Genomic DNA, 14142 nt, shown 5'->3' on the forward strand with positions numbered 1-14142 from the left:
TCAGGACTGAGCAGCGGCCTTCGCGGCGCTCCAGCCGCCCATCACGTTGCGTACGGTCGCGCCGCTGGGACGATCCGGGCTCTGCCGCGCCCAGTGCTCGTAGTCCGCGTAGGTGCCCAGGCTGCCCTCTTCAGCCAGGTACCCGGCAACTGCCGCGGTGACCTGCTCCCGGCCCCAACGCGGGTGGTACTCGCGCACGGTTGCCCCCACCGCAACCCCCGCGGCCTGGCACGCCCGGCGCCACGTGCCGAAGCGCTGGACCACCCGGGCCGACGAGGGTCCGTGAACCTCCCGCGCCACAGCGTCGTAGCGCGCGTGGCTCAGGGGTTCACCACAACGGCGGGCGGCCTCGCGGATCGCGCGCAGGATGTCGTCATCGCTGAACGCCTCCTGCCGCGGCATGAGGCCGACCTTACGCTAACGGCCAGGTGATCAGCGTCTGCATCGATCCGGGATCCTTGTCATCGGGCTCGGTCAGATAGGTCTCCCACATGAGCGGACCGAGGGCCAGGCCCTGCGCCTGCACCCACTGCATCAGTCCTCCGTAGGTCTGTTGCATCGAGTCGTAGGAACCGATGTGCAGCACCTGCACCGCACGGCCGCCCGGCAACTGCAGCGCGGACACCGCGCCCACCGGCTGCACCGGCGTCGGCGTCGGGAACCCGGCAGCCACGTCGACAGTGTCGGTCGGCATACCGAAGTACACCCCGACCGGCGGGCCGCCCACAGTCGCACCTTGCTGCTGGATCGCCGCCATGGCCTCGTGGTACGCCCGGTCGTAGAAGGCCGGCAGCGCGTCCATGGCCACCACCTCCCTGACGACGGCGATCTCAGCGGGTTCAAGGGTCACGAGGCTGGGCTCGGACATGGGGACCTCCCTGCAACCAGCGTAGGCCGCGGTTGCGACGAAGGTGCACCAGTGAACCGGCGTTATGCGACGAAAGTGCGCGGTGAGCGGCGGGAGAACCCGCACCTTCATCGCAATCGGCCACGCGGGGCCGCAACAACGTCACAATGGCCCGTGCGCCTGTCAGACTCCTGGCATGGACGAGCAGATGTACGAGGCCCATGTGGCCTTCGAGGTGGCCGCATGGACCGAGTCCCTGGGTGAATCCCTCGGGACGCTCACCGAAGCGGTCTTCAGTTGGCTCGACTCCGTCTCGCTGGGCAGCGTCTTCAGCGAGGCCGACCTCGATGCGCTGATCGAGGCGCTGCCCGCGCCGGACCTGACGGCCACCGTGTTGGCCGCACACGGTGCTGCTCTGCAGGACGGGACCCCGGTCGGGGAACTGGTCGGGCGCGAGGATTACGACCGCGCCGCGCAGGTCGTCGCCGGCATGAACGAACTGAAGGAAGCCGTGGTCGAGCAGATCACGACCAGCGAGGTCTATGCCGATCTCATATCCCACGTGCTGTTCCACGGAATCCGCAACTACGTGACCACCGAGAGCCCGATCGCGCGTGTGCCCGGGGCGTCTTCGCTGATGCGCATGGGGCAGAATGCGTTCGACTCCGCGGCCCCGCGGTTGAGCAAGGGCATCGAGAAGCAGTTGACCTCCTTCGTTAGCGCCAACCTGCAGGAGACCCTGCGCGAGAGCCGCGCGTATCTCACGAGCGTCATCGACGACGAGGCCCTCGGCGAGGTGGCCGACGACCTGTACGCGCGCAATGCTGATGCGACGGTGGCCGACCTCGCAGCGTTGTTCCCCGCGGAGACTCTGGTCGAGTTGCTGGGGGTCGCGCAGGACCTCTGGGATCAGATCCTCACGACTCCGACGTTCCGCGACCTCCTGCAGGCGGTACTGGACGCGAACGCCGCCCGCCCTGTCGGGGACCTGCTGGCCGAGGCCGGCGTCACCGCAGACTGGGTGGTGACGCTGGCTCGGCCGTGGATCCTGCGGGCTGCCGACGACGGAGCCCTCGAGGAGTGGATCCGTGAGCTCCTCGCGGCGTTCTACTCCGACTACGAGTAGGCCAGGACCTCCTGCTCCAGCCGCGCGTAGCTGGTCTCCATACCGGTGGTCATGCCGGTGCCCAGCACGATGTCGCGGATCTCGGCGTTCGGGTAGGTGATCACCAGGGACAGCAACGTCCCGTCGGCGACCGGGGTCAAGGTCATCTCGTTGACGGTGCCCGGACCCTCCATGCCGATCATCTGCTCGGTGGTCACTGCCCGGTGCGGCGGCACGCTTTCCAACAGTTCGCCGGTGAACCCGAAACGACCCCCGCCGTCAGCCTGTTCCCACTCGTACCGGTAGGCGTCCCCCACCGTGGTGGCGACCTCACAAACAGGCATGGTCCAGCCGTCCGGTCCGAGCAGCCAGCGCTGCAGCAGATCGGCATCGTGGTGCGCGCGCCACACCTGCTCCACCGACCCCCGGACGACCCGGCTGACCCGGACCTGGGTGTCGCTGAGGATCTGCGCCTCGCACACAGCGTCGCTGGCAAAGGACGCGAGGTCCGCCAGGACGTCGTCCATCTGCCCCATCGCGGCGTGCATACCCTCCTCCATGCCCATGCTGAGCAACTGGTCGAGTTCGGCCACCGAGTTGAAGTACGTCGTGGTCGACACCTGCGAGCCACCATCGGTGGCCGCGAACGCAAAGACCATCCGCATGGACGGCATCTCCCGGTTCGGCGAACCGTCGGGCAGCGCGAAGCCGTCGAGGACCTCGAACGACTTGAGCGGGTTCACGTCGAGGTACTCCCAGTAGCCCCGCGACACATCGCCCTCGGGCCCGGTCATGGCGTACTCACTGCGGCCACCGGGATACATGTCGTGGCGTGTGAACATCGCCGGATACGTCGGGGGGCCCCAGAACCGTTCGAGTTGGCGCGGGTCGGCGTACGCGTTCCACAGCCGCTCCAGCGGCACCGGGAAGTCCGCGACCACGGTCATCGTGAGCGCCTCGGGGTCTTTCGTGACTGTTGTGACGGGCATGTTGGAGCCTTTCATCGAGGGGTGTCTTCTGTGAACAGGTCATCGAGGCGGGACACTCGGTCGCGCCAGATCCGCTCGTACTGGTCGAGCAGGGCTTGGGCGCGGGCGATCATCTCGGGGTTCGCACGCACGCGCCGTTCGCGACCGTGGGGCTGCTTGGTCACAAGTCCGGCTCCTTCCAGCACCGCGACGTGCTTCTGGACCGCGGCGAATGACATGGCGTAGGCGGCCGCCAACTGCGACACCGTGACTTCGCCGACCAGGGTGCGGGCGACGATGTCACGGCGAGTGCGGTCGGCCAGCGCCCGGAAGAGCCGGTCGACCTCGTCGTCGGTGAGAGCCTCATATACAACCATCAGGTTGTACGTTAGCCGCGTGCACAGGGTTTGGCAAGACCCCTGACACCGACAGTGACAGTCTTGGTGCGTGAGTACCCGCGAAACTCCGAATCGTCCAGACGAGGGCCACTTCCGCCTGGCCGTCCTCATCGACGCCGACAACGCCCAGGCCTCGGTCATCGAGGCCCTCCTCGAGGAGGTCGCCCGGTTCGGCGATGCGATCGTGCGCCGCATATACGGCGACTTCACCGCACCCACCAGCGCGGCCTGGAAGAAGGTCCTGCAGCGCAACGCCATCAAGCCGGTGCAGCAGTTCGCCTACTCCACAGGAAAGAACGCCACGGACAGCACACTGATCATCGACGCGATGGACCTGCTCTACACCGGCGACTTCGACGGGTTCTGCCTGGTCACCAGCGACAGCGACTTCACGGGCCTGGCGACCAGACTGCGCGAGGCTGGGCAGATGGTCTACGGGTTCGGGGAGCGCAAGACCCCGGAGGCGTTCCGCAACGCATGCCACCGCTTCGTGTTCGTGGAGGTGCTACGCAAAGGCGGCGGCGAGGCCGAGGAGGCCGAAACCCCCGCCCCGAAGCGGCGCACCAGGAAAGCGCCGGCAGCCGAGCCCGCCGCGCCGAAGTTCCCGAAACAGTTCGTGATGCGGGCGCTCGAGCAGTCCGCCGACGACTCCGGCTGGGCCGACCTCGGCACGTTCGGCCGCTACCTGGTCAAACTGCAGCCCGACTTCGACTCCCGGCTGTACGGGTACCGAAAGCTGTCCGACCTGGTGCGCGCACGCACCGACCTGTTCGAGATCGAGGAGCGGCAGGCGCAGAATTCCAGCCAGAAGGACATCTACATCCGCGCAACGTGATCCGAGTCCGAACGGTCGCCGCCACGCGCTGACTGCCGGCACGACGCTGTCCACATCCCCTGGTGCGTGTCGAACATGTGTTCTATACTGAGTTATGCCCGGAACCGGACCCACCCCCTCCGCGGCCCTGGACCAGCTCAGGGCCGGGTTCCGGGCACTCGACGACCAGGGGCACCTCGACGACCTGCACACCGCGGAGCAGGCCCGCAGGCGCGCCGACGCGGTCCACGCGGTGCGGGTCGCCGAGCTGGCCGCCCGGTCGCAGGCGGCCAGCCGTGGCATCGGGGGGGCCGGCACCGAGGAGATCGGGTGGCTGCTCGGGCTGTCCAGCCGCGCCGCGGCCCACCTGGTCGGCACCTGTGAGGACCTGGTGTCGCGCCCGCTGGTGTTCGACGGGCTGCACCAGGGGCTGATCGACCGCACCCGCGCCGTGAAGATCGTGCACCTGCTGTCCGAGGTCCCCGACCCGGCCCGTGAACGCCTGGAGGCCCGGGCCATCGCCTACGGCGCCGAGCACACCACCGCCCAGTTGCACCGGTACCTGCTGCGCCTGACCTGCGACCACGACCCCGACGAAACCTTGCGCAAACAGGCCCTGGACAACCGCGGGGTCGCGCTGATCCCCCGCGGCCACGGCATGTCCAGCATCTGCATCGACATCTCCGCCGAACACGCCGACGCGTTCATCCAAGGCCTGGACCACTACGCCAACACCCACCACCCGGACCCCTACGACCAAGGCCCGAACCGCAGCGTGGAGCAGCGCCGCGCCGACGCCCTGGTCGGGCTGATCACCGACCGCACCACCTGGGACGTGCACGTGGCCATCAGCATCCCCGCCGACATGCTGATGGGCGTGGAAACCGCCGGCGCGGACCTCAACGGCTCCCCGGTCACCCACGCCCTGGCCCTGCACCTGGCCTGGTCCCCCGACGCCCGCTGGACCCGGCTGGTCACCGACCCCCTCACCGGTGTGCTCCTGGACCCCGGCACCACCCGGTACGAGATCCCGAAGAAACTACGCCACGCCATCCGGGCCCGCGACCTCACCTGCCGGTGGCCCGGCTGCACCCGCAAAGCCGAATACACCGACACCGACCACGTCATCCCCCACCGACTGTCCGGGCACACCAGCGCCGACGGGCTCGTCTGCCTCTGCCGCCACCACCACCGCCTCAAAACCTTCGGACACTGGAAGATCCACACCAAGTCCACCTACGCCCTCGACCTGCACATCACCGCACCCCTGGGCACCACCCGCACCACCAAACCCCCACAGCACCCACGACGAGACTGAACCGTTACGGGCCTGGGCGCAGGCGAATCTTCACGGTGCGGCTCGCCTCAGTACCACCGGCCGGGCTGAAGATCAGTTGCAGCTTCGCCGTGCCGGGCTTGGCCTTGCCGAGCACCTTGAGCCGGATCCCTGACTCGCCGGAGGGAGTCCCGCCACCCACGGCCGCCAGCAACTTCGACCCCTGCGACAGCACGACCTGCACGTACCCCGATGGGGCGGTGGAGTCGAGGTTGAAGGGCAGCCCCCCGGCCTTGTCGAGGTCGAGGCTGCCCGGGTATTCCATGGTCATCCCACCAGCCTTCACCGACTTGACCGTGGACGACCCAGAGGCATTCTTCATCGCTTTGTCGGTGTACGGCTTCCGTACGGACGCCGACTTGCAGGGCTTGTTCGTCTGGCCCAGCATCACGGCCAGATTCACCATTGAGTGGTTGATGAACTGACCCACCGAGACCAGGTTGTCGGCCCCCGTCACGACCCCGGAGGACCCGGCGTCGCAGGAGTTGGCCATGTACGCATCGGCAGCGCTCTCGATGGTGTCGATATTGGCCCCGAACTCGTCGAGCTTGCCCTGCAGGCCGATCAAGACCGCCTTGACCTCAGGCTGCGTCGGGTGACCGGCGAATACCGCATCGGCCGTCGAGGTCATCGTTGACAGTGCTGTTCGCGCGTTCTTCAGTGCGGTATCCCCATTGAGGCGCAGCCCGCCGATGATGACGGCGACGGTGTCGACGTCGACCGGTGGGTTGTTCCTGCAGGGGTATTCCAGGGGCGACAGGTCACCGAGCGCCGTGGCCTGCGCCTTGGACTCGAAGTTGATGGCGGTCTGGAAATCCGCCAGCGCCTTCCGGTACGTCTCGTAAGCCTTCGACGGGGGCTTCTTTCCGCACCAGGCGGGCTTGAAGACGCCACCATCCAGATGCGCGGCGCACACTCCTGCTGGCGCAGAGGTGGCCACGGGAGCCAGAATCACGGCGAATGCGGAGACAGCGGAGACTGCGATTGCGGAGATCATCATGCCCACCTCCCGGCACCTTCAAGGCTACTCCCGCGCGAGGGGTGCGCCGGCGCTGTTCGGCCGTTCGAGTCAGACCTCCGTTCTACGGTTGGCCCATGAGCGATGAGTTGGCCTGCGGGTGGTGCGGATCCCGGGTGCTGCGCCACGTCCTCTACGGATATCCCGTCGTGCTACGGCGAACCCCGGCGATGCGCCTCGGCGGGTGCGTGATCGACGAGGGTGCGTGGGACCGCGAGTGCCTCACCTGCGGACAGCGCAACTACTTCATGGACGACGGCACCTCCGCCTGGACGACCCCAGGGGCGCAGGGGACCGGAGTGGCAACAGCCGTGCAGCAGTACGCCGCGCAGGCGCGCGAGACCCTCGACACCTCGCAGGCTCCGGTGATCTCCTACGCCGGCCTGTGGCTGCTTCTGGCCTCGCTGGCACCCGTGGCCACCGATGTCCCAGCCATCAGCCGGATTCTCGGCTACACCCCCGACGAGGCGAAATTGCAGGTGGACCGCCTGCTGAGCGCGGCGCATCCGACGGTCGGCGCGGCGATCGGCGGCTGGCTGGCGGACTGGGTGCGGCTCGTTGAGCCACTTCCGATCGACCTCGAAGGACTGCCGTCACAGGCGGACCTCGATCGATGGGCGGCGACCGAGACGCGGGGACTGATCGCACGGTTTCCGCTCGAGGTGACACCCGAAACGATGCTGCTGCTCGCGTCGGCACTGGTGCTGACGCCCAAGTGGCTGGCCGAGCTGGCCGTCGACGACGACGGCATGCTCCTGCTCGAGCACGGCGATGTGCTGCAGGCCATCGTCGCCACGCGGGCCGCCGGCCTCGTCGCCGTGGCCAAGCCCTTCACCGAGGATGGCATCGATGTGATCAGCGTGATCGCCGCGCCTGACGTCGGCGCGCCGGACGTCTGGGCCGCGGTGGACGAGGTGGTGCAGCAGTTGAACTCCGGCGATCTGTGGAACCACGAAACACCCGGTGAGTACCTGACCGATGGTCATGCCTGGAGGGTCGCCGACCGGGTCCGGACCTACGTGGACGCCGACGCGCCAGCGGATGGCGCGCAGCGGTGGCTGAGCAGGCTTCCCGTGTGGTCCGCAGACGCCACCCACGACCTGCTGGACGCTCCCGGTGTCGCCGAGATCACCGCCCCGGTCGCAGCGCGACTGCCCGAAGAGTCCGACATCAGGTGCGTGCAAGCCGCCACAGCAAAGTACGACGAGAACGGGTTCAGCGCCGCGGCGGTCACCGCCATGGGCTTCCGCGCGACCGGCATGCCGCACTTCGTCGACCGCACTGTGCGGCAGGTTGAGGTCACGTACGACAGGCCGCACGCGGTGATCGCGATCGCGCGGGGAGGGCTGTGGGAGGGGGTGCCACTTTTCCACGCATGGGTGACGCCGCATCCGTGAGGCTCATTCTTCGAGGGCCAACAGGCGGCCGTACCGGTTGTCCGCGGGGTGGTCGTACCGCCGGTCCGGGCCGCGCAGACCCATCCGCTCCCCCGACGCCACATCGATGAGTCCGGGGCCGTCGGTCCCAGCCCTGACGCGGTAGCGGCCGTCGACCTTCAGCCCCACGTTCACAGCGCCGTCCCCGCACGTGTCGCAGCCGACATCACCCAACCGGTTCGAGCGGTTGGCCGTCCAGCGGGCCGCCGCCGTGATGGACCGGCTGACCCACGGTCCGCCGTACAGGCGGCACAACTGCCCGCACCCGGCGCCCGGGATCAGTGGGCAGGGCAGCACCGCACGGGTCAGCGCCGCCGGACGCGAGGAGATCACCGTGCCGGTCGCCACCTCCATGACGTCGAGGGTCCCTTGCCCCGGGCCGACCCGCCACGCCACAAGGTAGGGCTGGTCGGTGACCCGCGCCTGCTCGAATGCGGCCGCAGGATCAGCAGCAACCATCTGATCGGTCCAGCGCAATGCGGCGTCCATCGCGCCGACCACCCGCCAGCCCGGCGGAGCCGGCCACCGGAATTCCTCGGTGGGATGTCCTTCGACCCGGCCGGTCAGACTGACGAAGGCCACCTCGGCGGCGATCGGGCACGGCGCGGCCACAGGACGGGAGACCGGGGCGAGCCGGTACCGCACGCCAGCGTGCCGCAGGACGATCGCCTGGGTCGCGAACTCGGCCCTCACGAGGTCGTCGGGGACTGCCGCCAGAGCGACCCAGCGTTCGTGGCACCGGTTGCGGCCGAAGTCGGGTTCGAGGCCGGCGTCGGCCAGGTGGCGCACATAGTCCTCCGCCTGCCGACCAGCATGTTCCAGCAGCCACTGCCAGGAGCGGATGTGCGGCCCCGGCGCCGGTTCGGCCGGCACGTGTGCGTCGAAACCCGCGGCGAGCGGAATGTGAAAAGCGTCCATGAGTCACCCCTTGCTGCGCGTGCCCGCGGGAGGTCCGCGGACCAGGTGGTCACCCGGGGCACCGTGCCAGCAGCGCGGTTGCCGGAGCAGCCAGCCGGGGCTTATCGCCGCTCACTCGTCACCTACGACGACTGTAAGACGCGGGTATGACAACTGGTCGCCGTGATGACCCTCGGCGATCACCGAAAGGCCCACCGCCTCCACTACAGTGCGCGACAGGAGGCATCCATGGCCGAGCAGGCGACCAAGAAGAAGTTCGAATTCCCCTCCGCGGTCACCACCCTGGCGATCGTCACCGTCCTGGTGTGGGTGGTCGCGCTGTTCATCCCCGCGGGCCGGTATCAGCTCGATCCGGACGGCAGCCCGATGCCCGGCACCTACGAGCAGGTCCCCTCGCCGCTGACGTTCTGGGAGTCGGTCCAGCAGTTGGTGCTGGCGCCGGTGAACGGCATCTACGGGCTGCTGAACTTCGAGACCGACGTGGTGGACACCGAGACTGTGGGCCGGATGTTCGGCCAGGTCGGGGTCATCGTCTTCATCATGGCGATCGGCGCGTTCATCTCGGTGTCGTTCCACACCCGCAGCCTCGAGGTCGCGGTAGCCCAACTGGCCAACCGCCTGCGCAGTAAGGGCTGGCTGCTCATCACCGCGGTGATGGTGCTGTTCTCCGTGCTGGGTTCCACCATGGGTTTCTCGGTCGAGACGCTGGGCTTCTACGCACTGTTCATCCCGCTGATGGCCGCGCTCGGGTACGACCGTATGACGACCGCCGGCATGATCATCCTCGGTGCACTGGCCGGGGTGATGGGGGCGACGGTGAACCCCTTCTCGATAGGGGTCGCCGCCGGTGAGGCCGGCGTGAGCATCGGTGACGGCATCGTTCTGAGATTTCTGCTGTGGGTCCTCATCACAGGGATGTGCGTGGGCTGGGTCCTGCGGTACGCCAATCGGGTGCGCAGGGATCCGGAGGCGTCACTGGTCGGGTGGGAGGACCCCGAGGACGAGACAGCGACTGACGAGGCTGCCGACGACGTCGAGCACGGGCAGGTGGCCGCAACGCTGACGGGCACCCAGAAGTGGGTGTTGGTCATCACGGTGGCGGCCTTCGCCTTGATGATCTTCGCCGTGATCCCCTGGTCGAGCCTGTTCGGGTCGACCACCGGGCCCGCCGACTACCTCTACCAGCACGAGACCCTGACCGAGCCGTACTGGTTCGAGCTGAACTGGTGGTTCCCGCAACTGGCGATGCTGTTCATCATCGCGTCCGTGATCGTGGGGGTCGTGGCACGCATGCGCGAGAAGGAGATCGTGCGACTGATCGCCGTGGGGGCCTCCGACATGATGGGGCCGGCGCTGGTCGTCCTGCTCGCCGGCGGCGTGTCGGTGATCATGAATAACACCCAGACGCTGGCCACGATCCTGAACTCCATGGAAAGCCTGATCTCCGACGCCTCGGCCGGGGTCTTCTCGATCATCACGGTGATCGTGAATATCCCGCTGGCGTTCCTGATCCCGTCGAGCTCCGGACACGCGGCCCTGGCGATGCCGCTGCTCGCGCCACTGGCCGACTTCGCCGGCGTGTCCCGCTCCACCACGATCACTGCCTGGATCATGGGGCACGGGCTCACCCTGATGTGGTCGCCGACCAGCGTGGTCCTGGTCGGCGGGCTCGCGATCGCCAGGGTGGGCTACGACAAGTACCTGCGGTTCGCCTGGCCGCTGCTGGTCGGGCTGTTCGTGGTCACGGCCGGGGTGGTCGCCGCCGCGGCAGCGCTGGGTCGCTGAAGCTGACTCCATGCCCGCACGCTTGCGACCCGCCGACGTCATCGACGTGTTCGTCTACGTCGTCGTCCTCAACCTGGCCGTCGAGTACGTCCCCTCGGTCATCTCGGAGACCTTCACCCTGTCGCTTCTCACCGCGGTGCTGATGAAGGTCGTCCTGGAGGTGGTGGTCGCACTCAAGAACCGCGTGAAGGGCCGGTTCCGCGCCGCCACCAGCCCGGCGGGCAAGGTTGCAGCCCTGCTGTTGCTGTGGCTGCTGCTGGTGGGCAGCAAGTTCGTGGTCCTTGAGTCCGTGGACCTGGTCTTCGGCGATGCGGTGAGCCTGGGCGACTTCTGGTCGGTCACCGGGCTCATCATCGTGCTGCTGCTGGCCCGAGAGGGTGTGCGACGCCTGATCGAGGATGATCCCTACCCGTAGATCGCCTCGATGTCCAGCACGTGGTCCTGCTCGACCACCTTGCGCTTGAGCTTCTGAGTGGGCGTCAGGTGGCCGGAGTCCTCGGAGAAGGACGTCTCCAGCAGTTGCCACGAGCGGATCGACTCGGCCTTCGAGACGGCTGCATTCGCATCGTCCACCGCTGCTTGGATCTCTGCCCGCAGGTCGGGGTCGTCGCGCAGTTCGGCGGCAGTCCGGCCGGGCTTGTCATGCGCGGCCGCCCACGCGGACAAGGCGTCGGGATCCAGGGTGATCAAGGCGCCGATGAAGGCCCGGCCCTCGCCGACCACCATGGTCGGGCCGATCAGGTTGTGCGCCTGCATGCGGTCCTCGAGCACCGGACGGCGCGACGTTCTTCCCGCCCGCAGTCACGATGATCTCCTTCTTACGGCCAGTGATCCGCAGGAAGCCATCATGATCCAGCGCACCGATGTCGCCGGTGCGGAACCAGCCGTCGGCGTCGATGGCGTCAGCAGTCGCTTCCGGGTGGTGGTGGTAGCCGGCCATGACGTGCGGCCCCCGCAACCAGATCTCGCCGTCGTCGGCGATCCGCACCGCGGTGCCCGGCATGGGTTGACCCACCGTGCCGATCCGCGAGTTCTCGGCGCGGTTGAAGGTTCCCGAGGCGGTCGTCTCCGTCAGCCCGTACCCCTCCATGACGGTCACGCCGATGCCTGCGTAGAAGTATCCGAGCCGCTCACCGAGGCTGGCGCCGCCGGTGATCGCGAAGCGCAGATGGCCGCCCATCGCCTCGTGCATCTTGCTGTACAACAACCGGGAGAACAGCGCGTGCTGGGCGCGCAGCCAGAGCGACGGCTTGCTCTCCCGGATGGCCCGTCCGTAGTCGATCGCCACCTTCGCCGCGCGCTCGAAGATCCCGCCCTTGCCCGCTGCGTGCGCCTTCTGCTGCGAGCCGTTGAAGATCTTCTCGAAGATGCGCGGAACGCCGACCAGGAACGTGGGACGCACGGTGAGCATGTCAGCTTGCAACTGCTTGGGCACCGGGCAGTGCGCAACCTGCATGCCACCCAGCGCGCAGTACACCTGGGCGCCACGGCCCAGCACGTGTGCCAACGGCAGGAACAGCACGGTCCTCGCTCCCGGTTGCTGCACCACGGGCCCGGTTGTGGCCACCAGGGTGCGGACCACGAACATCAGGTTCTCGTGGGTCAGGACGCACCCCTTCGGCCGGCCGGTGGTACCCGACGTGTAGACGATGGTGGCGATGTCCTGCGCGGAAGCGTCCGACAGGCGCTGCTCGAGGACGGCGTCCTCCACACCGGCGCCTTCGGCGGCCAGCGCCGCGAGCAGATCCTCGTCGATGCGCCACATCGGCGGCGGGTTGGCGCCCTGCAGCACCCGGTCCGCCGACGCAGACGAGTCGACGGCAATGGCCACCGCACCGCTGTCGGCGAGGATCCACTCGATCTGCTCGGCCGACGAGGAGTCGTAGATGGGCACTGCGAAGGAGCCGATGGACCACAAGGCGAAGTCGAGAACGGTCCACTCGTAACTCGTGGGCGACAGGATGGCCACGGGAGCCCCCGCTGCGATCCCCCTGGCGACCAGGCCCCTCGCGACGGCACGGACCTGGTCGTCGAACTGCTTGGCGGTCACATCTGTCCAGCCGTCGCCGGATCGCACGAGGTACATCGGCCGGTCGGGCCGGGTGCGGGCGTTCTGCGCGGGGATACTCCCCGCCGTCCCGGTGATGGGTAGTTCGACTTCCGCAGGGATTTCGAGGTCGCGGGACATGTCCCACCTTTCAGCGTCGGATAACTCCAGAGTAGTCCGCCGCTGCCTCGAGGAGCCCGCCTAACGGTGCAGCCGCTGTTTAGCCAACTCCAGCTTCGCGACGACGCCGAGATGCACCTCGTCCGGTCCGTCGGCCAGGCGCAGGGCACGGGCCTGCGTCCACGCCGCCGCCAGCGGGAAGTCGTCACTCATGCCGCCCCCGCCGTGCATCTGCATCGCGAAGTCGATGACCTCCTGCGCCATCCGCGGGGCCGCCACCTTGATCTGGCTGATCTCGCTCAGCGCTCCCATCGGTCCGTAGGTGTCGAGTCGCCACGCAGCGTTGAGGACGAGCAACCGCGTCGAGTCGATGGCGATCCTCGCTTGCGCGATGCGTTCGCGGTTGCCCCCGAGGTTCACCAGCGGCTTGCCGAACGCCACGCGCTCCTTGCCCCGCTGACACGCCAACTCCAGCGCCCGCTCCGCCAGGCCGATCAGGCGCATGCAGTGGTGCACGCGGCCCGGCCCGAGCCGGCCCTGGGCGATCTCGAACGCGCGGCCCTCGCCGAGCAGGATGTTGGAGGCCGGGACCCGCACGTCGCTGAACAGCACCTCGCCGTGACCGATCGGCTCGTCGTACTGGCCCATCGCGGTGAGCATCCGCACGATCTGCACGCCCGGGGTGTCGCGGGGCACGAGCACCATGGTGTGGCGGTGGTGCCGGTCGGCATCGGGGTCGCCGGAGTCACCCATGAACACGAACACCTCGCAGTCCGGGTGGCCGGCACCGGAGGTCCACCACTTGCGGCCGTTGATGACCACCTCGTCGCCGTCGACCACCGCGGTGGCGGTCATGTTGGTGGCGTCAGAGGAGGCCACGTCCGGTTCGGTCATCGCGTACCCGGAGCGGATGCGCCCGTCGAGCAACGGCTCGAGCCACTGCTGCTGCTGCTCCGGCGTGCCGTAGCGCAGCAGCACCTCCATGTTCCCGGTGTCGGGGGCGTTGCAGTTGAAGATCAGCGGGGCGAGGAACGACCGGCCCATCTGCTCGGCCACCGGCGCGTAGTCGATGTTGGACAGCCCCGTGTCGCCGTCAGTGCCGAAGCGTTCGGCGTAGTCCCCCTCGTGGTCGGCGGGCAGCCACAGGTTCCACAGCCCCCGCAGCCGCGCCTCGGCCCGCAGACCGTCGACCAGCGGCAGCGGCTGCCAGGAGTCCCCGCCGCTCTCGCGGATGCCCCGGATCTGTGCGTGGTACTCCTCCTCGACCGGTGCGACCTCGTGGTCGATGAAGGCGCGGACCCGGGCGGTGAGATCGGCGGCACGGGCAGAGGGTTCGAAATCCATGTCCCT

At 68.3% G+C, this 14142-nt stretch carries 15 protein-coding genes and 1 riboswitch; of the genes, 6 read left to right on the plus strand and 9 right to left on the minus strand.

The window, feature by feature from the left end:
* Together IPG68_06835 and IPG68_06840 are read right to left on the minus strand one after the other, a co-directional pair.
* Positions 1–402, minus strand: a complete 402-nt coding sequence (locus IPG68_06835; protein MBK6762991.1) for a hypothetical protein — start codon at positions 400–402, stop codon at positions 1–3.
* Positions 403–412: 10 nt separating this feature from the next.
* Positions 413–868: a GyrI-like domain-containing protein gene (locus tag IPG68_06840; protein ID MBK6762992.1), complete on the minus strand. Its 456-nt coding sequence runs from the start codon at positions 866–868 to the stop codon at positions 413–415.
* Positions 869–1043: 175 nt separating this feature from the next.
* Between IPG68_06840 and IPG68_06845 the strand changes: the two genes are divergently transcribed.
* Positions 1044–1973, plus strand: a complete 930-nt coding sequence (locus tag IPG68_06845; GenBank protein ID MBK6762993.1) for a hypothetical protein — start codon at positions 1044–1046, stop codon at positions 1971–1973.
* Here the strand turns inward: IPG68_06845 and IPG68_06850 are convergent.
* Positions 1964–2941 carry an SRPBCC domain-containing protein gene (locus IPG68_06850; protein ID MBK6762994.1) on the minus strand — a complete coding sequence of 326 codons (978 nt, stop codon included), beginning with the start codon at positions 2939–2941 and terminating at the stop codon, positions 1964–1966. The genes IPG68_06845 and IPG68_06850 overlap by 10 nt on opposite strands.
* 11 nt (positions 2942–2952) lie before the next feature.
* Positions 2953–3297, minus strand: coding sequence for a winged helix-turn-helix transcriptional regulator (locus IPG68_06855; protein ID MBK6762995.1), 345 nt, complete (start codon positions 3295–3297; stop codon positions 2953–2955).
* Between the two features lie 70 nt (positions 3298–3367).
* Here IPG68_06855 and IPG68_06860 point away from each other — a divergent pair, with 70 nt between their 5' ends.
* Complete coding sequence (locus IPG68_06860) at positions 3368–4153, plus strand: NYN domain-containing protein (GenBank protein MBK6762996.1); 786 nt, start codon at positions 3368–3370, stop codon at positions 4151–4153.
* Between the two features lie 94 nt (positions 4154–4247).
* Positions 4248–5450, plus strand: coding sequence for a DUF222 domain-containing protein (locus IPG68_06865; protein ID MBK6762997.1), 1203 nt, complete (start codon positions 4248–4250; stop codon positions 5448–5450).
* Positions 5451–5454: 4 nt separating this feature from the next.
* Here the strand turns inward: IPG68_06865 and IPG68_06870 are convergent, their stop codons facing one another.
* Entirely contained in the window at positions 5455–6468 is a 1014-nt protein-coding gene (locus IPG68_06870) for a hypothetical protein (protein MBK6762998.1), read from the minus strand.
* 95 nt (positions 6469–6563) lie between these two features.
* Here IPG68_06870 and IPG68_06875 point away from each other — a divergent pair, with 95 nt between their 5' ends.
* Complete coding sequence (locus tag IPG68_06875; protein ID MBK6762999.1) at positions 6564–7883, plus strand: hypothetical protein; 1320 nt, start codon at positions 6564–6566, stop codon at positions 7881–7883.
* Between the two features lie 3 nt (positions 7884–7886).
* Here the strand turns inward: IPG68_06875 and IPG68_06880 are convergent, their stop codons facing one another.
* On the minus strand, positions 7887–8840 hold the full coding sequence (locus IPG68_06880) for a hypothetical protein (protein ID MBK6763000.1): 954 nt from the start codon (positions 8838–8840) through the stop codon (positions 7887–7889).
* Positions 8841–8850: 10 nt separating this feature from the next.
* A riboswitch (SAM riboswitch) is annotated at positions 8851–8963 on the minus strand.
* A 105-nt stretch (positions 8964–9068) separates the two neighbouring features.
* On the opposite strand from IPG68_06880, the gene IPG68_06885 reads away from it, so the two are divergent.
* The gene (locus IPG68_06885; GenBank protein ID MBK6763001.1) at positions 9069–10625 is read left to right on the plus strand and encodes a YfcC family protein; all 1557 of its coding nucleotides are present in this window, start codon (positions 9069–9071) and stop codon (positions 10623–10625) included.
* A gap of 10 nt (positions 10626–10635) precedes the next feature.
* On the plus strand, positions 10636–11040 hold the full coding sequence (locus tag IPG68_06890) for a hypothetical protein (GenBank protein MBK6763002.1): 405 nt from the start codon (positions 10636–10638) through the stop codon (positions 11038–11040).
* Here IPG68_06890 and IPG68_06895 read toward each other — a convergent pair.
* From IPG68_06895 to IPG68_06905, 3 genes are read right to left on the minus strand one after another with little or no spacing between them, the layout of a single operon-like run.
* A complete protein-coding gene (locus IPG68_06895) occupies positions 11031–11315 on the minus strand; it encodes a hypothetical protein (GenBank protein ID MBK6763003.1) in 285 nt (94 codons plus the stop codon). The genes IPG68_06890 and IPG68_06895 overlap by 10 nt on opposite strands.
* On the minus strand, positions 11266–12813 hold the full coding sequence (locus IPG68_06900; GenBank protein ID MBK6763004.1) for a long-chain fatty acid--CoA ligase: 1548 nt from the start codon (positions 12811–12813) through the stop codon (positions 11266–11268). Before IPG68_06900 ends, IPG68_06895 begins: the two co-directional genes overlap by 50 nt.
* A gap of 60 nt (positions 12814–12873) precedes the next feature.
* On the minus strand, positions 12874–14136 hold the full coding sequence (locus IPG68_06905; GenBank protein MBK6763005.1) for an acyl-CoA dehydrogenase family protein: 1263 nt from the start codon (positions 14134–14136) through the stop codon (positions 12874–12876).
* Positions 14137–14142: the final 6 nt, after the last annotated feature.

The organism is Micrococcales bacterium, from assembly GCA_016703125.1.
GTDB lineage: Bacteria > Actinomycetota > Actinomycetes > S36-B12 > UBA10799 > JADKAV01.

Coding starts and splice junctions, on each gene's coding strand:
- IPG68_06900 (MBK6763004.1), bottom strand. CDS start 12,813: ATGTCCCGCGACCTCGAAATCCCTGCGGAAGTCGAACTACCCATCACC.
- IPG68_06835 (MBK6762991.1), bottom strand. CDS start 402: ATGCCGCGGCAGGAGGCGTTCAGCGATGACGACATCCTGCGCGCGATC.
- IPG68_06845 (MBK6762993.1), top strand. CDS start 1,044: ATGGACGAGCAGATGTACGAGGCCCATGTGGCCTTCGAGGTGGCCGCA.
- IPG68_06850 (MBK6762994.1), bottom strand. CDS start 2,941: ATGCCCGTCACAACAGTCACGAAAGACCCCGAGGCGCTCACGATGACC.
- IPG68_06890 (MBK6763002.1), top strand. CDS start 10,636: ATGCCCGCACGCTTGCGACCCGCCGACGTCATCGACGTGTTCGTCTAC.
- IPG68_06840 (MBK6762992.1), bottom strand. CDS start 868: ATGTCCGAGCCCAGCCTCGTGACCCTTGAACCCGCTGAGATCGCCGTC.
- IPG68_06875 (MBK6762999.1), top strand. CDS start 6,564: ATGAGCGATGAGTTGGCCTGCGGGTGGTGCGGATCCCGGGTGCTGCGC.
- IPG68_06880 (MBK6763000.1), bottom strand. CDS start 8,840: ATGGACGCTTTTCACATTCCGCTCGCCGCGGGTTTCGACGCACACGTG.
- IPG68_06905 (MBK6763005.1), bottom strand. CDS start 14,136: ATGGATTTCGAACCCTCTGCCCGTGCCGCCGATCTCACCGCCCGGGTC.
- IPG68_06885 (MBK6763001.1), top strand. CDS start 9,069: ATGGCCGAGCAGGCGACCAAGAAGAAGTTCGAATTCCCCTCCGCGGTC.
- IPG68_06870 (MBK6762998.1), bottom strand. CDS start 6,468: ATGATGATCTCCGCAATCGCAGTCTCCGCTGTCTCCGCATTCGCCGTG.
- IPG68_06855 (MBK6762995.1), bottom strand. CDS start 3,297: ATGGTTGTATATGAGGCTCTCACCGACGACGAGGTCGACCGGCTCTTC.
- IPG68_06865 (MBK6762997.1), top strand. CDS start 4,248: ATGCCCGGAACCGGACCCACCCCCTCCGCGGCCCTGGACCAGCTCAGG.